The following is a 23,761-nucleotide window of genomic DNA, read 5'->3' on the forward strand; positions in this document are numbered from 1 at the left end:
ATGCATCACATCTGACGCCAATGCCAGTACGATCCTGCTGTGAGAATCGTCACACTCGAGGCCAATTGATGAATCACTTGCTAGGCAAAGATGCGGCTGTAGCGATGTTGCGGGAGCTCCTGCATGAAGCGGAGTTCGGTTCTCTGAACTGCATGGCGTTGCGCATCTTTCGTTCAGACGGCGTCGCGGAAGATTTCGTGGTGGGAGGAACGGCGCAAGAACAGGCCGGAGTTTCGGCTGACCTTCAGCGTGAGTTCCGTCAACAATGACGGAAACTGCTCCCGCAACGCAGCGCTCGGCTTCACGCCGCCCGCAAGTGCCAGATAGATAAATCAACGGGTTGGGCCGCACGCTCCAACCCGTTTTTCATTTTTCGCCCCGGGGCCGGGTGGCGCGTCAGCCGCGCCGGGCCGCCTCGATTGCGGCGACGTCGATCTTTTTCATTTCCATCATCGCGTCGAACGCGCGCTTGGCTGCCGCGGGGTCGGGGTCGGCAATAGCGGCAATCAAGGCGCGGGGCGTGATCTGCCACGACAGTCCCCACTTGTCCTTGCACCATCCGCACGCGCTTTCCTGCCCGCCGTTTCCGACGATCGCATTCCACAGCCGGTCGGTCTCGGCCTGGTCGTCGGTCGCCACTTGAAATGAAAAGGCCTCGTTGTGCTTGAACGCCGGTCCGCCGTTCAGTCCGAGGCAAGGAATGCCCATCACGGTGAATTCGACCGTCAGGATATCGCCTTGCTTGCCCGAGGGGTTGTCACCGGGAGCCCGAAGGACTGTGCCCACCGAACTGTCCGGAAAGGTTTCGGCGTAGAACTTGGCGGCGTCCAGCGCGGTGCCGTCATACCAGAGACAAATCGTGTTCTTGCTGACCATCTTGGTTCTCCTGGGTTGGGGGAAAGATCGATGCGGCGACGGTCTTCGTCGCATCGGCGGTAAGCACCGGACCATACGCAAATACAGGTCCGGCTGCCATCGGCGCTATTGCCGGCGGAGCGAATGGCGGTCGCCCCGGGCAATGTCCGCCGGATGGTTGCTGGCAGGGCCAGGAAAAGGCCGTTGCTATCATCGAAAAATGCGGCCCGGAACAACCGTCCTCGCGAAGGAAACCACGTGCGGCTCAAGCTGAGAACCAAGACGGCACTGCTGGTCACCTCGCTGGTGCTCGCCCTTGTGGGCGCAACGGAGTGGTGGCAATACCGCAACCTGTCCGGCGAATATCTCAACCTGATGCGCGACCAGCAGCAGGCCCTGACCGATAGCGCCGCCGCCGATCTCGACTACAAGCTGGGCGTTCACCTCGCCGCCCTGGAGCGCGCGGCCCGGGAGCTCGGCGCGCGCGGCTTCGGCGACGCTGAAGCGCGGCAGCGCTTCCTGAAAGACCGGGACTTGCTGGCGCTGTTCGACAACGCCGCGCTGGCCAGCCTGGACGGCGCCATCGTCGCCATCAACCCGCCGGCGGACCAGCCTCCGAACATTGCCGATCGCGATTACTTCCGGCAGGCGCGCGACCTGAGGCAGCCCGCCATCTCGGCCCCCCTGCTCACCAAGGACAGCAAACAGCCTGCCGTGGTCATGGCCGTTCCCGTCGACGCACCCGACGGCCGGCTCATCGGCGTGCTGGGCGCGGCGCTGAACCTGCAGCGCGCCAACGTGCTCGGCGACATGAGCCGAGCCACCATCGGCCGCGGCGGCTACTACGTGATCGTCACGCGCGAAGCATCGCCGCGCGTCGTCATGCACCACGATTCGACCCTGCTGCTCAAACCTGCGAGCGCAATGGCGGTTGTATCCGCCGACGACACCCGGAACGACCTGGCAACGCGCGCCATCGTGCGCAGCGCCGACTGGGACCTGCGCCTGATCGTGCCGGCCGACATTGCCTACGCGCCGCTGGAGCAGGCGAAACGAAGCCTGCTGCTGCAATTGCTGTGGCTGGGCCTGGGCTGCGCATTTCTCGTGTGGATGGGTACGTCCTGGGCGATGCGGCCGCTCGATGCGCTCACCAATGCGATCCGTACCTTGCGGCAATCGCCGGACAGCAAGCTCAAGCTCGATGTCGTCGCCACCGACGAGCGCGGCGAGCTGGCCCGCGAGTTCGACGCACTCATGGCCGAGCTGCGCGAGCAGCGGCTCGAGGTGGCCGCGGTCACCGATGCATCGCCCGTGGGATTGTTCCGCTCCGACACCGAAGGCCGTGCAACCTACGTGAACGACGAGTACCTGGCGATCCACGGCCTGGAGCGGAAAGACGCCGCGCGGGGCTGGCTCTCGCTGGTGCGCGAAGACATCCGGGAGAAGGTTCTCAAGGAATGGATTCGCCTCGTCAACGCACCCGAGCCGTTCACCGCCACGCGGCGGCTCCATCGCAAGGACGGAACACGGGTGCTCGTGGCATTGAGGAGCCGCCCCGTGATTGTCGAAGGCCGCGTGCTCGGCCACGTCGGAACGGTGACGGACATCACCGAGCGCACGCGGGCCGAGCGGGCTCTTCGCACGCTCACCGCCGTCTTCGACATGACGACCGACTACATCGTGCAGATGGACGCGGCGGGGCGGCTCATCTACATGAACCCGGCCGCGCGCCGCCGCACCGGCCTGCGCCTGGATGCGCCGATCGAGCAGCTGAGCGTGAACGACTTCAATCCACCCCAGACGATCGAAAGGTTCAGGTCGGAAGTGGTGCCTGTTGCCGTCGGCAAAGGCATCTGGGTGGGCGAGTCGATGGTGTGGGACGACCAGCGCCAGGAGTTTCCGGTCAGCCACATGGTGATTGCGCACCGCGACAAGCACGGCAAGGTGGAGTACTTCTCGGGGCTGATGCGCGACATCTCGGCGGCCAAGGCGGCCGAACAGGCACTGCGCGAGAGCGAACACCGCCTGCGCATGGTGACCGACCACCTGCCTGCGCTGATCTCCTATCTCGACTGGGATCTGCGCTTCCGCTTCGTCAACAAGGCCTACCAGGACTGGTTCGGTGTCGAGCCCGAGCAACTGATCGGCCGGAGCATGCGAGAGTTCTACGGCGACGAGGCCTGGGCGCAGATGGAGCCGCATCTGCGCGCTGCACTGGCCGGGCGCCAGGTTACCTACGAGCGGAGGGTCGAGGGCCCCGGCGGGCGCCGCGACATCCAGGCCACGCTGGTCCCGGAGCGCAACGAACAAGGCCGGGTGATGGGCCTCTACACCCTGGACAGCGACATCACCGCGCACCACGAGGCGGAAGAAGCCCTCCAGGAAAGCGAGGCCCGCCTGCGCACGGTGGCCGACGCGCTGCCGATGCGCGTCGCCTACATCGACGCGGACGAGCGCTACCGGTTCAACAACCTGGCCTATGAACGCGAATTCGGGCTCTCGCGGGACCAGATCCAGGGGCACACCGTGCAAGAGCTCCTGGGCGGGCCAGCCTACGAATCGGTCAAGCCGCACATTCGCGCCGCGCTGGCGGGGGAGGTCGTCACCTTCCAGAGCGAAGACACGCAGAGCGACAGCTACAACTGCTACGAGGCCCAGTACATTCCGCAGCCGGCGGCCAACGCCGACACCATCGTCGGCTTCCATGCCGTCATCACCGACATCACGCGCCAGAAGCTCGAGGAGAAGCGCCTGGTCAATCTGGCGCAGATCGATCCGCTCACGGGCCTTGCCAATCGCGCGGGCTTCGAAGCGCGCCTGGCCGAGGCCATGGACCGCAGCCGCAGCGCCGGTGCCCTGACGGCGCTGATGTACCTGGACATCGACGGCTTCAAGCAGATCAACGACCAGTTCGGCCACCAGGCGGGCGACGAGCTGCTGAAGGGTTTCTCCAGCAGGCTGTCGCAGGGCCTGCGTTCCAGCGACGTTCGCGCGCGCCTGGGCGGCGACGAGTTCACGGTGATCATGGAAGGCCTGCCGAATGCGGACATTGCGCTTTCCACTGCCGCCAAGCTCGTGGTGGCCATGCAGGCGCCGTTCGCCCTGGAGCAGCAGCTGACGATCTGCATCACCGCCAGCATCGGCCTCGCGTTCTACCAGGGCGGCAGCGCAACTGCCGCCACGCTGGTCAGGCGCGCGGACGAGATGCTCTACCAGGCCAAGAGGTCGGGCCGCAACAACGTTCAGGCGGCGCCTCTGCCGGTCGAAAACAGCGTGTAGTTCCATGTCGAGCGCTGACGGGTCGTGGCTTGCCCTTAGCCCGCCGGCTGTAGCCGGGGCTGCCTGCCGGCGTGGTCCGTTCGGGGGAACGTAAGTGCGATGAGCACCGCGCCAAGTCCCACGGCCATCGAGCCGATGTACATCCAGGCGTAGCTGCCGTAGCGGTCGAACAGCCAGCCTCCCAGCACCGGGCCCAGCGCCATGCCCAGGCTGGACAGCATCGACGCCGCGCCCAGCACGGTGCCCAGAATCCGGGCGCCGAAGTAATCTCGCGCCAGCACCGCATAGAGCGGCATCACGCCACCATAGGCGAGGCCGAAAACGATGGCCACGGCATAGAAGCCGCCAAGCTGGTTGACCAGCAGGTAGCTGGCGGCGGCAAAGGCCTGGATCAACAGTCCGGCGACGAGCACCCGCTTGGCCCCCAGCCGGTCTGCCAGCACGCCGAAGAGCAGGCGCCCGCCCAGCCCGGCCGCGCCTTCCATGCTGTAGATGGTGACGGCCGCGAACGTCGGAAGCCCGCAACCGATTGCATAGCTGACCGTGTGGAAGATCGGCCCCGAATGCGCCGCGCAGCAGGCAAAGAACGTGATCCCGAGCACCAGGAATGCGCGCGAGCGAAGCGCCTGCCCAACCTTCATCTCCGGCGCTGGTGCCGCGCCTCCGGCAGGGGAGGCGGAAGCAGCGGCGGGGGCCGCACGAATAAGCCAGACCGCAGGCAGCAGCACGACCCATGCGCCGATGCCGATGATCAGCTGGGCCATGCGCCAGTCGTAGTGCGTCACCAGCCATGCGGCCAGCGGAGAGATGGTCATCGGCGCAACGCCCATGCCGGCCGAAACCAGCGACACCGCCAGGCTGCGATGCCTGTCGAACCACGATGCGGTGGTTGCAATCACCGGCGCGAAGAAGCTGCCGGCGGCAATGCCCATCATCACGCCGTAGAAAAGCTGGAACTCGATCAAGGTCGACGCGCGGCTCGCCAGAACCGTCGAAAGCCCCAGCAGCACCGTGCCTGCCAGCACCACCACGCACGGGCCGTAGCGGTCGCTCAGCGCGCCCCAGCCGAACCCGGCCACGCCCATGCTGAGGAAGGCCAGTGTCATGGCGCTTGAAATGCCTGCCCGCGACCAGCCGGTGGCCGCGCTCATCGGCTCCAGGAAGACCGCCAGCGAGAACAGCACGCCAATGGCCACGCAAGTCATCAGCGCGCCGGCGGCAACAATGGACCAGTTCGAATCGAGCGCGTCGGCCGGGCGCGCGGAGGCACGGATGTTCATCGTCTTGCTCCGAAAGAAATCTGAATACAGTGAACCAATTGGTTGACTATACCGGCATTTCTTTTTTTGCGCACGCTCCTGGCGCCGGCGCAATGCAGCGGTGACGGCGCGGTACTAGTCGGCGGACGCGGGCCGCATGCCGAGCTTGCGCAGCATCCGATGGAAGTTGCTGCGGTCGATGCCGGCCTCGCGCGCGGCGTTGGCCACATGTCCGTTGTGCCGCGCCAGCGCGTCGGCAAGCCATGCCCGCTGGAAAGCGGCCGTTGCTTCGCGCAGCGTGCCGCCGGCTGCAAGAGCAAAGCTGGCGTGGCCGCCGTCCGCCGGTGCCTGGGCAAGCGGCGTCTGTGCGGACCCCGCCGCATGGCTGCCGGCAGCCGAGGCATCCAGCGCTAGGTGGTGCGGCTCGATCGCCGTCCAGCGTGCGCCGCGGCCCTGTTCCGTGAAGGCCCGGAGCGATGCGCGGCTGATGACGTGCTCGAGCTCGCGCACGTTGCCCGGCCAACCGTGTTCGAGAAGGGCGGCCTTCGAAGCCGGTGAAAGCCGAAGGTTGCGCGCGCCCAGCCGATGCTGGTTTTCTTCGAGAAAGCCGCCGGCCAGCGCCACCACGTCGCGTCCGCGCTCGCGCAGCGGCGGCACCACCAGCGGATACACCGAGAGGCGGTGGTACAGGTCGGCGCGGAAGCGGCCCTGTGCAATGGCGGCGGGCAGGTCGCGGTTGGTGGCCGCAATCACGCGAACATCGACCTTCAGCGTCCGGTCGCTGCCGGGCCGCTGCACCTCGCCGCTTTGCAGCACGCGCAACAGCTTGGCTTGCACCGTCAGCGGCAGCTCGCCCACTTCATCGAGAAAGAGCGTGCCGCCGTCGGCAATCTCGAACTTGCCGTTCCTGTCCTGCACCGCCCCGGTGAACGCGCCGCGCTTGTGGCCGAAGAGTTCGCTGTCGGCCAGCGTCTCGGGCAACGCCGCACAGTTCACCTGCACCAGCGGCTGGTCGCGCCGCCGCGAGCGCGCATGAAGGCGCTGCGCCACCAGGTCCTTGCCCACGCCCGTCTCGCCGAGCACCAGCACGGTGAGGTCCGACACCGCGACCGTATCGATCTCGCTGCACAGCTGCTTCATGGCAGCGCTGCTCCCGAGCAGTTCGCGCGTGGTGCCGCGCCCTGACCGCAGGGCCTGCGCCACGGCTTGCTCGCGCATGGCGCGCGCTTCCATCTCCTGGATCGTCTGGGCGGATTCGATGCCGGTTTCCACCAGCGCAATGAGCGCGTCGAGCTGTGCCGGGCTCACCGAGTCGAACGCGCCGGGCTCCAGCGCATCCAGCGTCAACAGGCCCCAGGTGTCGCCGCGCAGGCGCAGCGGCGCGCCCATGCAGTCGTGCACCGGCAAGATGCCCGGCTGGCCCGCCACGAGTCCGTCATAAGGGTCCGGCAGGCCGCAGTCGTGCGCAAAGCGCAGGCCTTGCCCGCTCTCGAGCAGGCGCGCAAAACGGGGGTGCGACGCCACCGGAAATTGCCGCCCCAGGGTCTCGTCGCTCAGGCCGTCCACCGCAAGCGGCCGCAGCACGTCACCCTCGAGCCGCAGTAGCGCGGCGGCATCGCACCGCACCAGGCCGCGCGCCGCGGCAAGAAGCGAACGGTAGCGCTGGCCTTCGGCGGCGGCGCCGGCCTCAGCCGTGGTCGAATCGACACTGTATGTGGTCATAAATACAACGTGAATGTTGTGGCGGATTTGACCACGCATCGAAAATCCCCAATGGCGGCGGGCATTTGCGCAGCGTGCGCGACTGGCACGGATCGTGAGAGAGAAGAAGCCTCTCAACTGCCATCGTCGAGCCACAGATGAACCCGCAAACCATCGCCATCGTCAAGGCCACCGTCCCCGCGCTCCAGGCGCACGGCGAGGCCATTACCAGCCACTTCTACCGGATCATGTTCGAAGGCCATCCGGAGGTGAAGGCGTTCTTCAACGAGGCGCACCAGGCCGCCGGCAGCCAGGCGCGCGCGCTCGCGGGCGCCGTGCTGGCCTATGCCATGCACATCGACCGGCTCGACGAAATTGCCGGCGCTCTGCCGCGCATCATCCAGAAGCACGCGGCGCTGGGCGTGCTGCCGGAACACTACCCGGTTGTCGGCGGCTGCCTCCTGCAGGCCATCAAGGACGTGCTCGGCGACGCCGCCACCGACGAGATCATTGCCGCGTGGGGCGAGGCCTACGAGTCGCTCGCGGCCATCCTGATTGCCGCCGAAGAAGAGGTCTACCGCAACAACGCCGCCCAGACCGGCGGGTGGCGCGGCGAGCGCGAGTTTCGCGTTGCGCGGCGCGAGAAGGAGAGCGAAGTCATCACCTCCTTCTACCTGGAGCCCGTCGACGGCGGCCCGCTGCTCGCGTTCTCGCCCGGCCAATACCTCACGCTGGTGCTGAACATCGACGGCGAGCCGCTCAGGCGCAACTATTCGCTGTCCGATGCGCCGGGCAAGCCCTGGTACCGCATCAGCGTCAAGCAGGAAGAAGGCGGCAAGGCATCGAACTGGCTGCACGAGAACGCGGCCGTCGGAACGGTCCTGAAGGCGCAGGCGCCCTGCGGCGACTTCGTGCTGCAGCCCGCGGGCGAGCAGTCGCGTCCGCTGGTGCTGGTAACGGGCGGCGTCGGCATCACGCCGGCGATGAGCATGCTCGAGTCGGTGGCGCACACCGGGCGGTCGGTGCATTTCATTCACGCGGCACGGCATGGCGGCGCCCATGCATTCCGCGAGCGCGTCGATGCGCTCGCGGCGCAGCATGCCAACGTGAAGCCGCTCTATGTGTACGACACGCCGCGTGAATCCGACCGGCCGCACGCCACCGGCTTCGTCACGCGCGAGTTGCTCGCGCAGCAACTGCCGGCCGATCGGGATGTCGACCTGTACTTTCTTGGCCCCAAGCCTTTCATGAAGGCGGTGTATGCCAACAGCCTCGACCTGGGCGTACCGAGGCAGCAGCTGCGCTACGAGTTCTTCGGGCCGCTCGAAGCGCTGGAGGCGTAAAAAACGAGCGAGGCGCGTTAAGCGCCTACCGCAGCACGAGCACGGGCAGCATCGATTGCGCGAGCACGTGCTGCGTTTCGCTGCCCAGCAGCAGGCGCTTGATGCCCTTGCGGCCGTGCGAAGCCATCACGATCAGGTCGCTCTTGTGCTTTTTCGCGGCGGCGACGATCGACTCCGCGACGAGATCGGAGTTGGCCGTCGCCGTCCTGATTCGCACGCCGCTCTGCTCGGCGCGCGACTTCACGGTATCGAGCATGGCCTGGGCCTTCTCGGCCCATTGCTTCTCGATGAGCGCAATGTCCTCGGGGGAGAACGACATCGCCCCGTCGAAGTAGCCTTTCGGATAGCGCGGAACCACATTGAGCGCCACCAGATCGGCGTCGTGCGTTGCGGCGAGTGCAATGGCGCTCGTCACGGCCTTCTTCGAAAGCGCCGAACCGTCCGTGGCGACGAGGATGCGTTTGAACATGATGAGGGTCTCCGGGAGTCTGTGCCGCGAGCTTAGGCAGGCGGCGGCGCCAGGTGTTGATGCAGATCAACCGGCGCCATGGCGGCCGCCCTTAGCCTTGCCCGATGCAAGCTGCGCTCGCCCCGTTCTCTCCACCTTCATCGCCCGTGCCGGCCTCCAACGAGGCATGGCGGGTACTGGACGATTCCGCCGAATGGCCGGCGTTCGGCCGCTTGCTGGAAGGCGATGCGGGCACGGGCCGGTGGGAGTCGCAGATTGCGGTGGAGGGCATGCACTGCGCCGCTTGCGCGTTCACGGTCGAAGCCGCGTTGCTGCAGGTGCCGGGCGTGCTCGAAGCGCAGGTGAATGCCGCAAACCATCGTGCGCGCGTGGTGTGGTCGGCTGCGGCCACGCGGCCTTCGCGCTGGTTCGAGGCGGCGGCCGCCGCCGGATACCCGCTGCTGCCGGCCTCGAACAGCTCCGCGCGCGAACGTCGCGCAAAGGACCTGCGGCTCGCGCTCTGGCGCTGGCTCGTCTCGGGCTTTTGCATGATGCAGGTAATGATGTATGCCTACCCGGCCTACATCGCGCAACCGGGAGAAATGACGGCGGATGCCGCGCAGCTGCTTCGCTGGGCCTCCTGGGTGCTGACGCTTCCGGTGCTGTTCTTCTCGTGCGGGCCGTTCTTCCGCAGCGCATGGCGGGACCTTCGCCATGCGCGCATCGGCATGGACGTGCCGGTCGCCTTCGGCATTGCCATCACCTTTGCCGTCAGCAGCGCGGCCACCTTCGACACCGCGGGCGTGCTGGGCGGCGAGGTGTATTTCGACTCGCTCACCATGTTCGTGTTCTTCCTGCTCACCGGCCGGTGGCTCGAGGCACGGCTGCGGGACCGCACGGCCGGCTCGCTCGATGCGGTGATGAACCGGCTGCCCGACAGCATCGAGCGGCTCGAAGCGGGCGGCGGCTGGCGGCGCGTGGCCGTCGGGCGCCTGGCCGTGGGCGACGTGGTGCGCGTGCTGCCGGGCGAGGCCTTTCCCGCGGACGGCGTGCTGATCGACGGCAACACCAGCACCGGCGAGGCGCTGCTCACCGGCGAGTCGCGCCCGGTGCCGCGTGCGTGCGGCGAGCGCGTGCTCGCGGGCAGCCACAACCTCTCGGCCGCGGTGCAGGTGCGCATCGAATCGGTGGGCGAGGGCACCCGCTTCGCGCAGATCGTGCGTTTGATGGAAAGCGCCGCATCGAGCAAGCCGCGGCTGGCCCAGCTGGCCGACCGCATCGCGCGTCCGTTTCTTGTTCTGGTGCTGTTGTCGGCCGCGGGCGCCGCTGCGTTCTGGTGGCATGCGGACACCGGCAAGGCCCTGATGGTGGCAGTGGCCGTGCTCATCGTGACCTGCCCGTGCGCGCTGTCCCTTGCCACGCCGGCTGCCATGCTCACCAGCGCAGGTGCACTGGCCCGCGGCGGCGTGCTCACGGCCAACCTGCAGGCGCTGGAAGCACTGGCCGGCGTGGATACGGTGGTCTTCGACAAGACAGGCACCTTGACCGGCGACACGCCGCGCCTCGAACGCGTGTATTGCCGCCAGGGCCTGCGCCCCGGCGATGCGTTGGAGATAGGCGCCGCGCTTGGCATGCACTCCCTTCATCCGGGGGCACGTGCGCTCGTGAACGCATGGAATGCGCAGTTCCGCACTGCGCCTGCCTGGAACGTGACCCGGCCGGCCGAACTCGCGGGCCTCGGCCTCGAAGGCCTGCTGTGCCGGCGCGCAGGCGACGATGGTGCCGCTCGTCGCGTGCGGCTCGGCTCCGCAAGCTACTGCGGCGTGGCGCCGCTGCAGGTCGATGCGCCGCAGGTTCACCTCTGCGACGAGCAGGGATGGATCGCGAGCTTCGTGCTTGCCGAGCAACTGCGTGCGGACGCCGCCGCCGCCGTGGCCGCGCTGCAGGCGGAGGGCATCACGGTGCGCCTGCTTTCCGGCGACCGCGACAGCGCCGCCCGCGAGATTGCGGCGCGTGCCGGCATCGAGTTTGCGCAGGGCGATTGCAAGCCCGAAGACAAGCTGGAGGCCCTGTGGCGGCTGCAGGCCGAGGGCCGGCAAGTCGCGATGGTGGGCGACGGCCTCAACGACGGCCCCTCGCTGGCACGCGCCAATGCATCCTTCGCCTTCGGAAACGCAGTGCCGCTCTCTCGCGCGCAGGCCGACTTCGTGGTGCTCGGCGATGCGCTCGCGGCCATTCCACGCACCATTGCGCAGGCGCGCCGAACGCTGCGCGTGGTGCGGCAGAACCTTGCATGGGCTGCCGGCTACAACGCCCTGTGCGTGCCGCTGGCCGTGGCGGGGTGGCTGCCCGCATGGCTCGCGGGCATCGGCATGGCTGCCAGTTCGCTGGTGGTGGTGCTCAACGCGGCGCGGCTCGCCGGCCCGGGCAACGCACCAGTGGGTGGAGCGGGGCGCTGATGGACATCCTCTTCCTGCTCATTCCGCTGTCGGTCATGCTGGTGCTCGTCATTCTCGGGGGGCTGTGGTGGGCCATCGAGCGCGGCCAGTTCGAAGACGTCGACGTCGAGGCCGACCGGATCCTGCGCGGCGATTGATCTGCATCAAACCCCGTGTCCGGTTGCAAAGGGACACTGCCTGCAGTCCACCAACAGGCACCACGATGCAAGAACCCAATCCTCCCGCAGCGGTCTACGACGACACCGTCGTGCGGCAGTTCGCCCTCATGTCCGTGGTCTGGGGCGTGGTCGGCATGCTCGTCGGCGTGATCATCGCCTCGCAGCTGACCTGGCCCGAGCTCAACCTCGGCATTCCATGGCTCGGCTACGGGCGGCTGCGCCCGCTGCACACCAACGCGGTGATCTTCGCGTTCGGCGGCTGTGCGCTCATGGCCACCAGTTTCCACGTGGTGCAGCGCACCTGCCAGGTCCGCCTGTTCGCGCCGGGGCTCGCATCCTTCGTGTTCTGGGGCTGGCAGGCGGTGATCGTCGCGGCCGCCATCAGCCTGCCGCTGGGCTACACCACGGGCAAGGAATACGCCGAACTCGAATGGCCCATCGACATCCTCATCGCAGTGGTGTGGGTGGCCTACGCGGTGGTGTTCTTCGGCACCATCGGCGTGCGCAAGGTGCGCCACATCTACGTTGCCAACTGGTTCTTCGGCGCATTCATCATTGCCGTGGCGCTGCTGCACATCGTCAACAGCGCGGAAATTCCTGCGGGATGGATGAAGAGCTACTCGGCCTATGCCGGCGTGCAGGACGCCATGGTGCAGTGGTGGTACGGCCACAACGCGGTGGGCTTCTTCCTCACGGCGGGCTTCCTCGGGATGATGTACTACTACATCCCCAAGCAGGCCGCGCGCCCGGTGTATTCGTACCGGCTTTCCATCGTCCACTTCTGGGCGCTGATCTTCACCTACATGTGGGCCGGCCCGCACCACCTGCACTACACGGCGCTGCCCGACTGGACGCAGTCGCTCGGCATGGTGTTCTCGCTCATCCTCCTGGCGCCCAGCTGGGGCGGAATGATCAACGGCGTGATGACGCTCTCAGGCGCCTGGCACAAGCTGCGCACCGATCCGATCCTGCGCTTCCTGATCGTGGCACTGTCGTTCTACGGCATGGCAACCTTCGAGGGTCCGATGATGTCCATCAAGACCGTCAACGCCCTGAGCCACTACACCGACTGGACCGTGGGCCACGTGCATGCCGGCGCGCTGGGCTGGGTGGGATTCATCACCATGGGCTCGCTCTACTACCTGATTCCGCGCATGTACGGCCGCACCGAGATGTACAGCGTGAAGGCCATCGAAGCCCACTTCTGGGTGGCCACCATCGGCATCGTGCTCTACATCGCGGCCATGTGGATCGCGGGTGTGATGCAGGGCCTGATGTGGCGCGCCATCAACCCGGACGGCACGCTCACCTACACCTTTGTGGAGAGCGTGAAGGCCACCTTTCCGTTCTACCTGGTGCGGCTGATTGGCGGCCTCCTGTACCTGGGCGGAATGCTGGTGATGGCCTGGAACGTGTGGATGACCGTCATCTCCGGCCGTTCGGTGCGGGCCGTGATTCCGGCCGCCGCCATTGCCCACGCCTGAGAAAGCAGCCATGAACCCGAAAACCGAAACCAAGACCGGCTTCACCCACGAGAAGGTGGAGACCAACAACCTGTTGATGATCGTGCTCATCCTGGTGGTGGTCGCCATCGGCGGGCTGGTCGAGATCGTGCCGCTGTTCTTCCAGAAGTCGACCACCGAGCCCATCCAGGGCCTGAAGCCGCCTACTGCGCTGCAGCTGGCCGGGCGCGACGTGTACCTGCGCGAAGGTTGCTACAACTGCCATTCGCAGATGATCCGCCCATTTCGCTCGGAGACGCTGCGCTACGGCCACTACTCGGTGGCGGGCGAATTCGTCTACGACCACCCCTTTCAATGGGGCAGCAAGCGCACCGGCCCCGACCTGCATCGCGTGGGCGGCAAGTACAGCGACGAGTGGCAGCGCATTCACCTGAACAACCCGCGCGACCTGGTGCCCGAGTCGAACATGCCGGCGTACCCGTGGCTCGGCAAGACGGCGGTGGACGCCGAGGCCATTCCGCGCCGCATGCGCGCGCTGCGCCGGGTCGGCGTGCCGTACACGGATGAAGAAATTTCCCGCGCCGGCGAAGAAGTCCGCGGCAAGACCGAGCTGGACGCCACCGTGGCGTACCTGCAATCGCTGGGCCTCACGCTCAAGTAGGGAGCACCGAACCATGACCGACATCACCACCCTGCGCATTGCCGCGACCCTTCTGTGCTTTGCGCTCTTCGTGGGCATCGTGGCCTGGGCCTATGCCCGCCGCAACACGGCCCGCTTCGAGGAAGCCGCCCGGCTGCCCTTCGAGCAAGACTGAAGAAGAACAGGGGCCCCCGATGAGCGATTTCGTCAACAACTTCTGGTCCAACTACATTGCCGCCGGCACCGTGCTGAGCATTCTCGGATGCATGCTGCTGCTGTGGCTCACCGCGCGCAAGCGCGTGCCGTCGGACGCCGACAACACCACGGGCCACGTGTGGGACGAAGACCTTCGCGAAGCCAACAACCCGCTGCCCATGTGGTGGGTCGGGCTCTTCGTGCTGACCATCTTCTTCTCGGCCGGCTACCTGGTGATCTTTCCGGGCCTGGGCAGCTTCAGCGGCCAGGCCAACTGGAGCACCGAGTCCGAGTACGGCACCGAAGTGGCCAAGGCCAACAAGGCGTTGGAGCCCGTGTATGCCGCCTACGACAACATGCCCGCGGAAGACACTGCCCGAAACCCCAAGGCCATGGCCATCGGCGAGCGCCTGTTCATGAACAACTGCTCGCAATGCCACGGCTCCGATGCGCGAGGGAGCAAGGGCTTTCCCAACCTGACCGACAAGGACTGGCTGCACGGCGGCACGCCCGAGAAGATTGCCGAGAGCATCACCAAGGGCCGCATCGGCGTGATGCCTCCCATGGCCGCGGCGGTCGGCTCGCAAGACGACGTGAAGAACCTCGCGAACTACGTGCTGAGCCTTTCGGGCGAGCCGCACGACTCGGTGCGCGCGGGCCTCGGCAAGTCGAAGTTCACGGCTTGCGCCGCCTGCCACGGCATCGGCGGCGTCGGCAACCAGGCGGTGGGCGCACCCAACCTGAGCGACAAGGTCTGGCTCCACGGCTATGGAGAGGCGGCCATCGTGCAGCTCATCAACGCCGGCAAGCACAGCGCCATGCCCGCCCAGGAAGGCCGGCTGACCGAGGCGCAGATCAAGCTGCTTGCAGCGTACGTATGGGGCTTCTCCAACGCCCCGGCCGCGGGGCCCTGAAGCCGGCGCACCATGGAATCATCCGCACCCGCGAGCCCTGCCTCGCGCAAGATCATTCCCATTGTTCCGGCCGGCGCCGAAACGGGGGGACTCTACGAGGCCACGAAGAAGATCTATCCGCGCAGCGTGCGCGGCATGTTCGCGCGCTGGCGCTGGGCAATGGTCTTTTTGACGCAGCTGGTGTTCTACGGCATGCCGTGGACGCAGTGGGGCGAGCGGCAACTCGTGCTGTTCGACCTGGCCGCGCGGCGCTTCTACGTCTTCGGATGGGTGCTGTATCCGCAAGACCTGATCTACCTCTCGGGCCTGCTGGTGGTGAGCGCGCTGGCGCTTTTTCTCTTTACCGCCGTGGCCGGGCGGCTGTGGTGCGGCTACGCCTGTCCGCAGACGGTGTACACCGAAATCTTCATGTGGGTGGAGCACAAGATAGAGGGCAACCGCACCGCGCGGATGCGGCTCGACGCCGAGCCGCTGTCGGCCGAGAAGCTGGTGAAGAAGTGGTTCAAGCACCTGGTGTGGATCGGCATTGCGCTGTGGACCGGCTTCACCTTCGTGGGCTACTTCACACCTATCCGTGAGCTGGGCATGGCCTTCCTGCAGACCCGCATGGGCTCGTGGGAGGTGTTCTGGGTGTTCTTCTACGGCTTTGCAACGTACGGCAACGCGGGCTTCATGCGCGAGCAGGTGTGCAAGTACATGTGCCCGTACGCGCGCTTCCAGAGTGCCATGTTCGACCGCGACACGCTCATCGTCACCTACGACCCGAAGCGCGGCGAACCGCGCGCGCCGCGGCGCAAGGGCCCCGATCCGCGCAGCATGGCGCTGGGCGACTGCATCGACTGCGGGCTGTGCGTGCAGGTGTGCCCCACGGGCATCGACATCCGCGAGGGGCTGCAATACGAGTGCATCGGCTGCGGCCTGTGCGTGGACGCCTGCGACACGGTGATGAAGAAGATGGCCTATGCGCCACGGCTCATCCGCTACGACACGCAGAACGGCATGGAGGCCGGCTGGTCGCGCCGCCAGCTGATGCGCCGCGTGCTGCGTCCGCGCGTGCTGGTCTACACCGCGGTGCTGGCGCTGCTGGTGGCGGGGCTGCTTGCCAGCCTGGTCACGCGCACGCCGCTCAAGGTCGACGTGGTGCGCGACCGTGCATCGCTCGCCCGCATCGTGGAGGGCGGCCGGCTCGAGAACGTCTACCGCCTGCAGATCATGAATGCCACCGAAGAGCCGCGCGGCTACCGCATTGCCGCGCACGGCATCGAAGGGCTCCGCGTCTCGCCCGACGAGCGCGTCACGGTCGGGCCGGCGCAATCGCGATGGGTCGCCGTGCGGCTCCAGGTGCCCTACGGCGCCGCATCGGCCGGGTCGCACGCGGTGTACTTCGACATCCGGGAAGAGGGCGCAGGCGGGGCCCAGGTGTCCGAAAAAGCGGTGTTCCTGGTGCCGCGCTGAAGGAGTCGATATGAACGCAACAAGCAACGAAGCGGTGGCGGAAGACCGTTGGTGGCGGCACCCGCTGCTGTGGATGGTGATTGCGGGGCCGGCGCTGGTGGTGGTCGCGAGCTTCGTGACCTTCTGGTACGCCTGGGACAGCCCCGACCCGCTGGTGTCGGCGGACTATTACCGCCGCGGCGTCGAGATCAACAAGACCCTGGCGGACAAGAAGCTGCTGCCCGCGCTCGCCGGCAGGAACCATGCGGCAACCCCGGCCGAAGCCGTGCCCTTGCCGCGCCGGGAGGCCGCGCCATGAGCGGCTCGCGCCAGCTGATCGGCATTCTGTGGCCCTCGTTCCTGCTGGCCTGCGCCATCGAGATCCTGGTGTTCGCGCTGGTCGATCCTTCCGATCTGCACTGGGGCGGCGAAGCGCTGCGGATGTCGCGACAGGGCGTCTACACCGTGGCTTTCTTTCTTTTCTGGGGCATGGCGGCAGCTTCCAGCGCATTCACCGCGCTATTGGCCGACCCGCCTTCCCGCGACCTTCCAGGACGTGCGCAATGACATTGCCTTCCACCGCTTGCGCCGACGTGGCCGACGCCGTACCCCTGCCGGCCACCGTGCTGCGGCAGTTCGATGTTGCGGGGCCGCGCTATACCTCTTACCCCACCGCGGACCGCTTCGTGGAGGCCTTCGGTGCGGACGACTATGCGTCGGCGCTGCGCGCGCGGCGCGATGCCGGTGCGTCCGCGCCGCCGCTTTCGCTCTATGTGCATATTCCGTTCTGCGAATCGCTCTGCTACTACTGCGCCTGCAACAAGGTCGTGACGCGGCATCCCGAAAGGGCCGTGCAGTACCTCGCCTACCTGGAGCGCGAAACGCGGCTGCAGGCCGCGCAGCTCGGCCGCCGCGCCACCGTGAGCCAGCTGCACCTGGGCGGCGGCACGCCCACTTTCCTGAGCGATGCGCAGTTGGCAGGCCTTCTTGCCATGCTGCGCGAATCGTTCGACCTGGCTGCCGGCGGCGAGCAGTCCATCGAAATCGACCCCCGCACTGTCGACGCGGCCCGGCTCGCGAACCTGGCGGCGCTGGGCTTCAACCGGCTGAGCTTCGGCGTGCAGGACTTCGATCCCGATGTGCAGAAGGCCGTGCACCGCATCCAGCCGGCGCACCAGGTGTTCGGGCTCATGGCCGATGCGCGGGCGCTGGGCTTCGAGTCGATCAACGTCGACCTGATCTACGGCCTGCCGCGCCAGAACGATGCGTCTTTTGCGCGCACGATGGACCAGGTCTGCGAGCTCCGGCCCGACCGGATTGCGCTCTATGCCTACGCCCATCTGCCCGAGCGCTTCAAGCCGCAACGGCGCATTGCGGCCGAAGAACTGCCCGATGCCGAGACGCGGGTGCGCATGCTCTCCAGCGCCATTGCAACGCTCACCGCCGCAGGTTATGCCTATATCGGCATGGACCATTTCGCGCTGCCCGGCGATCCGCTGGCGGTGGCCAAGCGGCAGGGGCGGCTGCAGCGCGACTTCCAGGGCTACAGCACCCAGCCGGAGGGCGACCTGGTGGCGCTGGGTGTTTCCGCCATCGGCCGCGTGGGCACCACCTACAGCCAGAACGCAAAGACGGTGGACACCTACTACGACCTGCTCGACCAGGGGCGCCTTCCTGTGGTCCGCGGCATTGCGCTCTCGCGCGACGACGTGTTGCGGCGCGCGGTCATCATGGCGCTGATGTGCAAGGGCCGCGTCGGCTTCGATGCCATGGGCCAAGCACACCGCATCGATTTTCGGCACCACTTCGCCGCCGAGTTCGCGGCGCTCGGGCCGCTGGCCGCGCAGGGCATGGTGCGCCTGACCGACCACGACATCGAAGTCACGGCGCAGGGATGGTTCGTGGTGCGCGCCATCGCCATGGTGTTCGACCGCTATTGCCGCGACAACCGCACCCGCTTTTCGCGCGTGGTCTGAACATGCAGGCCGCGCTTGCCGGTGCCGCTTTGCTGATGGGCCTGGCCGGCGGGCCGCACTGCGTGGCCATGTGCGGTGCGGTCTCGGCCGCCGTGATCCGCATCGTGCCGGTTCAGGTTGCGGCCTCGCCCGCAGCCGCAGGTGACACCGCACCGGCTGCGCAGGTGGCATTTCACGTCGGGCGCATCGCAAGCTACGCCGTGGCAGGCGCCGTCGCCGCGGCCAGCGTGAACAGCCTGGCGCTCGCCGGCGCGCAAGTTGCCGCGCTCAAGCCGCTCTGGATGCTGCTGCATGTGTTCGTCTTCGCCTGGGGCGCGACGCTGGCGGTCGCGGGGCGGCAGCCGGCGTGGGCACGGCGCGTCGGGCGCACGCTCGAAGCCCGCCTTCGTTCGCACGCGGGAGGCACGCCATGGGGCGTTCTGGCGACCGGCGCGCTCTGGGTGGCCATGCCGTGCGGACTGCTCTATTCGGCACTGCTGCTTGCCAGCCTGGCCAACGGGCCCGTGCAGGGCGGGGTGGCGATGATGCTGTTCGCCGTGGGCAGCGGCCTTTCCCTGGTGCTGGCGCCATGGCTCTGGCAGCGGCTGCGGTGGAGCGGCGGCGGCTCCCAGGCCTGGGGTGCGCGCCTTGCCGGTGTCCTGCTCGCGGCCGTGTCGCTGCAGGCGCTCTGGTCCGATCTCGGCCGCCAGATCGAAATCTGGTGCCGCTGAATGGTGCGCAGGGCCGGCCCCTTTGTTGACCTGTATCAAAGGCCCGCACGCCACCCGTTCGCAGAATTGCCGCATCTGTCCTAGAGGTGCCAATGCAATCCGTCTTGTTCTCCGGAGTTTTCGATCTTCCATGGTGGGGTGCCGTGCTGGTGGCCTTGGCGCTCACGCACGTCACCATTGCCTCGGTCACCATCTTCCTGCACCGCCACCAGGCCCATCGCGCGCTGGAGCTGCATCCGGTGGCCAGCCATTTCTTTCGCTTCTGGCTGTGGCTCACCACCGGCATGGTGACGAAGGAATGGGCCGCCGTGCACCGCAAGCACCATGCAAAGTGCGACACGCCCGAAGACCCGCACAGCCCCCAGGTGTTCGGGCTTTCGCGGGTGCTGTGGGGCGGCGTGTTTCTCTACATTCGCGAGAGCAACGTGGCGCAGACCATTTCGCGCTACGGCCACGGCACGCCGGACGACTGGATCGAGCGCAAGCTGTATTCGCGCCACAAGATTCTTGGCATCGTGCTGATGGGCGTGCTGGACATGGCGCTCTTCGGCGTGGTGCCCGGCGGGTTGATCCTGCTCACGCAGATCGCCTGGATTCCGTTCTGGGCCGCAGGCGTGGTCAACGGCATCGGCCACTACTGGGGCTACCGCAACTGGCAGGCGCCGGATTCGAGCACCAACATTTCGCCGATCGGCATCCTGATTGGCGGCGAAGAACTGCACAACAACCACCATGCCTTCCCCAGCTCGGCGAAGCTGTCGAATAAATGGTACGAGTTCGACGTGGGCTGGCTCTACATTCGCGTGCTGCAGGCGGTCGGCCTTGCCACCGTGAAGCACGTGGCACCGACAGCACGGCTCGCCGCACCCAAGCCAACCATTGACCTGGATACCGTGCAGGCAGTCATCCGCTGCCACTACGACGTGCTTTCGAGCTATGGCCGCTCCCTGAAGCAGGCCTATGCCGAAGAGTTCGGCAGGCTGCGCCGCCTTTCTCCGCGCGAGGCGCGCTCGCTGCAAGCGGTGAAGCGCTGGCTGCCCAAGGACGAACGCATGCTGGACGAGTCGCGGCGCGCGCGGGTTGCAACGGCTTTGCGCGGATCGCATGCGCTGGCCACGATGTATTCGATGCGCAGGGAACTGACCGCGCTGTGGAGCCGTTCCGCTGCAACGGGCGAGCAACTCGTCAAGCAGCTGCAGGACTGGTGCCACCGGGCCGAAGCCAGCGGCATCGCGCCGCTGGCCGAGTTCTCCAGGCGCCTTCGTTCCTACGCCTGAACCGGGTGCCTCACAGGAGCCGTTCATGACACACGCGACCATTCGCATCATTCGCCAGGAGCATGCGGCCCTTGCCGCGATGCTGCGCTCCATCACCATGCTGCTGGAGCAGCACCGCCGCAAGGGGACCCGGCCCGACTTCGCCGCCTTGCGGGCCATGCTGTTCTACGTGGACGAGTTTCCCGAGAAGCGCCACCACCGCAAGGAGAGCGAGCTGCTGTTTCCCAAGCTGCGCGCCAGAACGCCGATATCGCGCGAGCTGATGGACCGGCTCGACAACGACCATGCCTGGGGCGAGCGAAAAGTCCGCAACGTCGAGCATGCGCTGCTGGCGTTCGAGATGCTGGGCGAGTCGCGCCGGGCCGCGTTCGAAACGGCCATGGCGCAGTACGTCGAGTTCTACCTGGAGCACATGTCGGTGGAAGAGCGCGAGATTCTTCCGCTTGCCGAGCGGGTGCTCACGGCCGACGACTGGCGCGAGCTCGACGAGGCCTTCGGCAGGAACCGCGATCCGCTCACCGGGTACCGGCCCGAGCGGGAATACGAGGCTCTTTTCACCCGCATCGTGAACATCGTGCCCGCGCCCATCGGCCTGGGGCCTGCTGCGTAGTGCGGCGGCGGATATCTGCTCCTCTTCAAGAAAAACCAACCAAGGAACATCATGAAAATTCTTCTCGCCGTGGACGGCAGCGAATACACCGCCCGCATGCTCGACTACATCGGCGCGCACAAGGAATGGGCGAACGCAGGCCATGCGTTCACCGTCTTCAACGCCGTGCTTCCGGTGCCGCACCGGGCCGCGGCATTCGCAGGGCCCGACCTCGTGCACACCTACTACGAGGACGAAGCCCGCGTCGTGCTGCAGCCGGTGCGCGCCGCGCTGGCTGCGCGCGGCATCGAGGCGGCATTCGCACACAAGGTCGGCCATCCGGCGGACGAGATCGCCGCCTTTGCGGAGCACGGCAAGTTCGATCTCCTGGTCATGGGGTCGCGCGGGGAGGGAGCGCTTTCGAACCTGGTGCTGGGTTCGGTGGCCATGAAGGTGCTGGCCCGCTGCACGGTGCCCGTGCTGCTGGTGCGCTGATACACGCCGGACACAAACCATTCACGGAGCGTTACCCACCGACTCCTGCTGTTGTCACTGTGTTGCCGGGCGCTTCATAGCATCCATCCATCGACCCGCGATGCACACAACAAACAGGAGCGTTCACATGTTCAACCCGTCACAGACCCAGGCCGCCGTACCCGCAATGAGCGGCTTTCTTGCCGCAGGCGCATTGCCGAAGGCCGGCGTGGCGGTTCACGAGCGGGCCAGCCACAAACTGATGGAGACGCAAAAGCTGCTGAAGGAGCGCCTGGCCCCGCAGCACCGCGTGGTGCATGCGGGCGACGTGGTCTACCAGGCCGGCGAGCGCTTCGGCAACCTCTACATCCTGAACTCGGGCTTCTTCAAGATCGTGAACCTGTCGGCCGACGGCCGCGAACAGGTGGTGGGCCTGAAGTTCCGCGGCGACTGGCTGGGCTTCGACGGCATTGCCGGGGGGCGCTACTCGTGCGATGCGGTCGCCATGGACACGGGCGAGGTCTGGGTGGTTTCGTACGAGTCGCTGCTGGCCGCCGCCCTTGCCGAGCCCGCCTTGCTGCAAGTGTTCCATACCGCGATGAGCCGCGAGATCGCGCATGACCGCGATTCGCTCATGTCGGTTTGCACGCTGCCGGCCGATGCGCGCGTGGCCGACTTCCTGCGCTACTGGGCGGAGTCGCTGGCCGAGCGCGGCATGCGCACCGACCAGATCACGCTGCGCATGACGCGCGCCGAAATCGGCAACTACCTGGGCATGACGCTCGAAAGCGTGAGCCGCGCGCTGTCGCGGCTGGCGCGCGACAAGGTGATCGAGTTCGTCGAAAAAGGCCGCCGCGACGTGCAGATTCCCGATGTGGGCGCCTTGTCCGCCTTTGTGCAGCGCTGCCTTGCGCCGGCACCCGCCATGCTGCAGTGACCGGCGCCGTCTTTCACATCAACCGCAATCCCCGGTTGAACTGCATGAAGGTCTTGATCGGCGCCGGCACATTGCCCATCTTCGCTATCTCGGCATGGCCGTCTTCCGTGATGCGGATCACGGTGGCCATGCGCGACGATACATAGGGCGAAGTCGGCTTGAGTGTCGTGATCTCGGCCTCGATCAAGCCTGTGGCCAGGAGCACCGAGACGTGCCGGATCTCTTCCGGATTGGCGACTCGAACCGGTAGCTGCACATGCTGCAGCCTGTTCAAGAACGAAAGCGGCATTCGATTCTCCGATTGCAGGCGTTGACCCTTGCGGGGGGAAACACCTCGGGGGCAATCCACGTGCCCGACCGCGCCCCCCTCGCGGTCCATTGGTTGTAGCACCTGCGCGGGTTACCACCTATGCGCCAAATGGCTACGGTCTGGTGGTAGTAGAAAGACTTACTGCATATATCGCTGTGAATTGTTCCGCCGCGATGTCTGGTACAAAAGGCCGATGACCGTCCCACTCGCGGTTTCTCTTGTCGATCTTCTTCTGGGGCTGGAGCTCGGGCCTTCTGGCGGGGCCGCTCGCAACCGCTGCTCGCTCGAAGGCCTGGCCTGGAAGAAATCCACCCAGGAAGGCGTGCTCGAGGTCACTGTCCAGGAGCTGGAAGCGACCTCGCTTCAGTTCGCGTCAGGGCCGCTGGTGCTCGAGATCGGCCGCATCGCCGTGCATGCACTCACAGGCCAGGTGCGCACTGCCGATGCCGGCGTGCTGAGCCTCTCCTCCGTCCAGGCGGCCGAAGCCGAGCTCTCGGGAGTGAGGCTGCAGGGGCCCTTCGTCATGCCGCCGCAAATCCAGACGGCGTTGCATGCCCTGCAGGATGCGGGCGGCGCGGCACCGGCTGCCGGGATTGCCACCACGCCCCAGGCAGCGGCCGACGCGTGGCGCCTCGGACCGCTCGGGCAAGCGGAGGGCACGATTCGCGGGCGGATCACCGATGCGCACCTGTTGTTCGACGCCGATGTCACGGTGCCCATCAGGCATGGGCAGATCGACTTCAACGACGCGACGGTCGAGCACGTGGGCCCGGATTCGCGCATGGGCGTGAGCCGGCTCGGGCTCTACGTCGATGCGCCGAACGGCCGCAGCTACCTGTACCAGTTCGCTTCGGCGCCGCTTGCCGGTGTGGAGTTCGAGCGCCGCGGTGCCTTGCTGAGCCCGTGGGTTTCCGAGCGCGGCAAGCTGCACTTGCAGGCTTTTGCCGAGGCCATGCTGCGCCAGTGCATGGGCGGCCACGGCCAGGGGCTGACCGAGCAGGCGCGCCTGCTGCTCGGCCGCACGGCGATTTCGGGCGAAGTGCAGCTTGGCGATGGAGTTCTCGCGGTGCCGGGTGCACAGGCGCACATGGAGGGCCGCGGCGAAGGGCGCAATGCAGTCGGTATGCGCTCCGATGCGCTCGGCCAGGGCCTGACCGTCGAGATGGCTTCGCTTTCGGCCCGCGATGCGGCTGCGGAGTGGAAGGGCGTGCAGCTGGGCTGCGACAGGATCACCGCTCGGCTCAAGCTGCAGCTCCTGATCGAGGGCGCACACATGCGCTTCGCCGTCGAGATCGAGAACTGCAAGCTCGCGGGGCTGCGGCTCGATCTTTAGGGCCGGC

The 23,761-nt window shown here is 66.9% G+C and carries 24 protein-coding genes; 19 read left to right on the forward strand and 5 right to left on the reverse strand.

From position 1 onward, the window contains the following. The first annotated feature begins 68 nt into the window (after positions 1 to 68). Complete coding sequence (locus tag V9L21_RS16390; RefSeq protein ID WP_337313576.1) at positions 69 to 269, forward strand: hypothetical protein; 201 nt, start codon at positions 69 to 71, stop codon at positions 267 to 269. Between the two features lie 127 nt (positions 270 to 396). Here V9L21_RS16390 and V9L21_RS16395 read toward each other — a convergent pair whose 3' ends face one another. Beyond that, positions 397 to 876: a VOC family protein gene (locus V9L21_RS16395; RefSeq protein WP_337313579.1), complete on the reverse strand. Its 480-nt coding sequence runs from the start codon at positions 874 to 876 to the stop codon at positions 397 to 399. 237 nt (positions 877 to 1,113) lie between these two features. On the opposite strand from V9L21_RS16395, the gene V9L21_RS16400 reads away from it, so the two are divergent. Next, positions 1,114 to 4,134 carry a PAS domain-containing protein gene (locus V9L21_RS16400; protein ID WP_337313581.1) on the forward strand — a complete coding sequence of 1,007 codons (3,021 nt, stop codon included), beginning with the start codon at positions 1,114 to 1,116 and terminating at the stop codon, positions 4,132 to 4,134. A gap of 35 nt (positions 4,135 to 4,169) precedes the next feature. On the opposite strand, the gene V9L21_RS16405 is transcribed toward V9L21_RS16400, so the two are convergent. After that, positions 4,170 to 5,414 carry an MFS transporter gene (locus V9L21_RS16405; RefSeq protein ID WP_337313583.1) on the reverse strand — a complete coding sequence of 415 codons (1,245 nt, stop codon included), beginning with the start codon at positions 5,412 to 5,414 and terminating at the stop codon, positions 4,170 to 4,172. A gap of 114 nt (positions 5,415 to 5,528) precedes the next feature. Next, positions 5,529 to 7,115 (reverse strand): nitric oxide reductase transcriptional regulator NorR, encoded by a 1,587-nt coding sequence (gene norR, locus V9L21_RS16410; protein WP_337313585.1) that lies wholly within the window; start codon positions 7,113 to 7,115, stop codon positions 5,529 to 5,531. Positions 7,116 to 7,252: 137 nt separating this feature from the next. Between norR and hmpA the strand changes: the two genes are divergently transcribed. Beyond that, the gene (hmpA, locus tag V9L21_RS16415; protein WP_337313587.1) at positions 7,253 to 8,437 is read left to right on the forward strand and encodes an NO-inducible flavohemoprotein; all 1,185 of its coding nucleotides are present in this window, start codon (positions 7,253 to 7,255) and stop codon (positions 8,435 to 8,437) included. A 25-nt stretch (positions 8,438 to 8,462) separates the two neighbouring features. On the opposite strand, the gene V9L21_RS16420 is transcribed toward hmpA, so the two are convergent. Then, positions 8,463 to 8,906 carry a universal stress protein gene (locus tag V9L21_RS16420; RefSeq protein ID WP_337313589.1) on the reverse strand — a complete coding sequence of 148 codons (444 nt, stop codon included), beginning with the start codon at positions 8,904 to 8,906 and terminating at the stop codon, positions 8,463 to 8,465. 104 nt (positions 8,907 to 9,010) lie between these two features. On the opposite strand from V9L21_RS16420, the gene V9L21_RS16425 reads away from it, so the two are divergent. From V9L21_RS16425 to V9L21_RS16495, 15 genes are all read left to right on the forward strand, one after another. Then, positions 9,011 to 11,344 carry a heavy metal translocating P-type ATPase gene (locus V9L21_RS16425; RefSeq protein WP_337313591.1) on the forward strand — a complete coding sequence of 778 codons (2,334 nt, stop codon included), beginning with the start codon at positions 9,011 to 9,013 and terminating at the stop codon, positions 11,342 to 11,344. Continuing rightward, the gene (gene ccoS, locus V9L21_RS16430) at positions 11,344 to 11,481 is read left to right on the forward strand and encodes a cbb3-type cytochrome oxidase assembly protein CcoS (RefSeq protein ID WP_258505513.1); all 138 of its coding nucleotides are present in this window, start codon (positions 11,344 to 11,346) and stop codon (positions 11,479 to 11,481) included. The genes V9L21_RS16425 and ccoS overlap by 1 nt, the downstream gene beginning before the upstream one ends. Positions 11,482 to 11,546: 65 nt before the next feature. After that, positions 11,547 to 12,986: a cytochrome-c oxidase, cbb3-type subunit I gene (gene ccoN / locus V9L21_RS16435; RefSeq protein WP_337313593.1), complete on the forward strand. Its 1,440-nt coding sequence runs from the start codon at positions 11,547 to 11,549 to the stop codon at positions 12,984 to 12,986. Between the two features lie 10 nt (positions 12,987 to 12,996). Beyond that, positions 12,997 to 13,626 (forward strand): cytochrome-c oxidase, cbb3-type subunit II, encoded by a 630-nt coding sequence (ccoO, locus tag V9L21_RS16440; RefSeq protein WP_337313594.1) that lies wholly within the window; start codon positions 12,997 to 12,999, stop codon positions 13,624 to 13,626. A gap of 13 nt (positions 13,627 to 13,639) precedes the next feature. Next, positions 13,640 to 13,780: a cbb3-type cytochrome oxidase subunit 3 gene (locus tag V9L21_RS16445; protein WP_337313596.1), complete on the forward strand. Its 141-nt coding sequence runs from the start codon at positions 13,640 to 13,642 to the stop codon at positions 13,778 to 13,780. Positions 13,781 to 13,799: 19 nt separating this feature from the next. Continuing rightward, complete coding sequence (gene ccoP / locus V9L21_RS16450) at positions 13,800 to 14,714, forward strand: cytochrome-c oxidase, cbb3-type subunit III (protein ID WP_337313598.1); 915 nt, start codon at positions 13,800 to 13,802, stop codon at positions 14,712 to 14,714. A 12-nt stretch (positions 14,715 to 14,726) separates the two neighbouring features. Continuing rightward, the gene (gene ccoG, locus V9L21_RS16455; protein ID WP_337313601.1) at positions 14,727 to 16,169 is read left to right on the forward strand and encodes a cytochrome c oxidase accessory protein CcoG; all 1,443 of its coding nucleotides are present in this window, start codon (positions 14,727 to 14,729) and stop codon (positions 16,167 to 16,169) included. A gap of 10 nt (positions 16,170 to 16,179) precedes the next feature. Continuing rightward, positions 16,180 to 16,467, forward strand: coding sequence for a FixH family protein (locus V9L21_RS16460; RefSeq protein WP_337313603.1), 288 nt, complete (start codon positions 16,180 to 16,182; stop codon positions 16,465 to 16,467). Then, positions 16,464 to 16,715, forward strand: a complete 252-nt coding sequence (locus V9L21_RS16465) for a hypothetical protein (protein ID WP_337313604.1) — start codon at positions 16,464 to 16,466, stop codon at positions 16,713 to 16,715. The genes V9L21_RS16460 and V9L21_RS16465 overlap by 4 nt, the downstream gene beginning before the upstream one ends. Continuing rightward, positions 16,712 to 18,124, forward strand: coding sequence for an oxygen-independent coproporphyrinogen III oxidase (hemN, locus tag V9L21_RS16470; RefSeq protein WP_337313606.1), 1,413 nt, complete (start codon positions 16,712 to 16,714; stop codon positions 18,122 to 18,124). Before V9L21_RS16465 ends, hemN begins: the two co-directional genes overlap by 4 nt. A gap of 2 nt (positions 18,125 to 18,126) precedes the next feature. Further along, on the forward strand, positions 18,127 to 18,834 hold the full coding sequence (locus V9L21_RS16475; RefSeq protein WP_337313608.1) for a sulfite exporter TauE/SafE family protein: 708 nt from the start codon (positions 18,127 to 18,129) through the stop codon (positions 18,832 to 18,834). A gap of 92 nt (positions 18,835 to 18,926) precedes the next feature. Beyond that, the gene (locus V9L21_RS16480) at positions 18,927 to 20,111 is read left to right on the forward strand and encodes a DesA family fatty acid desaturase (RefSeq protein WP_337313610.1); all 1,185 of its coding nucleotides are present in this window, start codon (positions 18,927 to 18,929) and stop codon (positions 20,109 to 20,111) included. Between the two features lie 25 nt (positions 20,112 to 20,136). After that, a complete protein-coding gene (locus V9L21_RS16485; RefSeq protein ID WP_337313613.1) occupies positions 20,137 to 20,721 on the forward strand; it encodes a hemerythrin domain-containing protein in 585 nt (194 codons plus the stop codon). Positions 20,722 to 20,772: 51 nt separating this feature from the next. After that, on the forward strand, positions 20,773 to 21,195 hold the full coding sequence (locus tag V9L21_RS16490; protein ID WP_337313615.1) for a universal stress protein: 423 nt from the start codon (positions 20,773 to 20,775) through the stop codon (positions 21,193 to 21,195). Positions 21,196 to 21,322: 127 nt separating this feature from the next. After that, positions 21,323 to 22,111 carry a Crp/Fnr family transcriptional regulator gene (locus V9L21_RS16495; RefSeq protein WP_337313617.1) on the forward strand — a complete coding sequence of 263 codons (789 nt, stop codon included), beginning with the start codon at positions 21,323 to 21,325 and terminating at the stop codon, positions 22,109 to 22,111. A 13-nt stretch (positions 22,112 to 22,124) separates the two neighbouring features. On the opposite strand, the gene V9L21_RS16500 is transcribed toward V9L21_RS16495, so the two are convergent. Beyond that, on the reverse strand, positions 22,125 to 22,400 hold the full coding sequence (locus tag V9L21_RS16500; protein WP_337313619.1) for a hypothetical protein: 276 nt from the start codon (positions 22,398 to 22,400) through the stop codon (positions 22,125 to 22,127). 214 nt (positions 22,401 to 22,614) lie between these two features. Here V9L21_RS16500 and V9L21_RS16505 point away from each other — a divergent pair, with 214 nt between their 5' ends. Then, the gene (locus tag V9L21_RS16505) at positions 22,615 to 23,754 is read left to right on the forward strand and encodes a hypothetical protein (RefSeq protein WP_337313621.1); all 1,140 of its coding nucleotides are present in this window, start codon (positions 22,615 to 22,617) and stop codon (positions 23,752 to 23,754) included. The last annotated feature ends 7 nt before the right edge of the window (positions 23,755 to 23,761 follow it).

This window comes from Variovorax sp. CCNWLW235, assembly GCF_037204085.1.
Lineage (GTDB): Bacteria > Pseudomonadota > Gammaproteobacteria > Burkholderiales > Burkholderiaceae_C > Variovorax.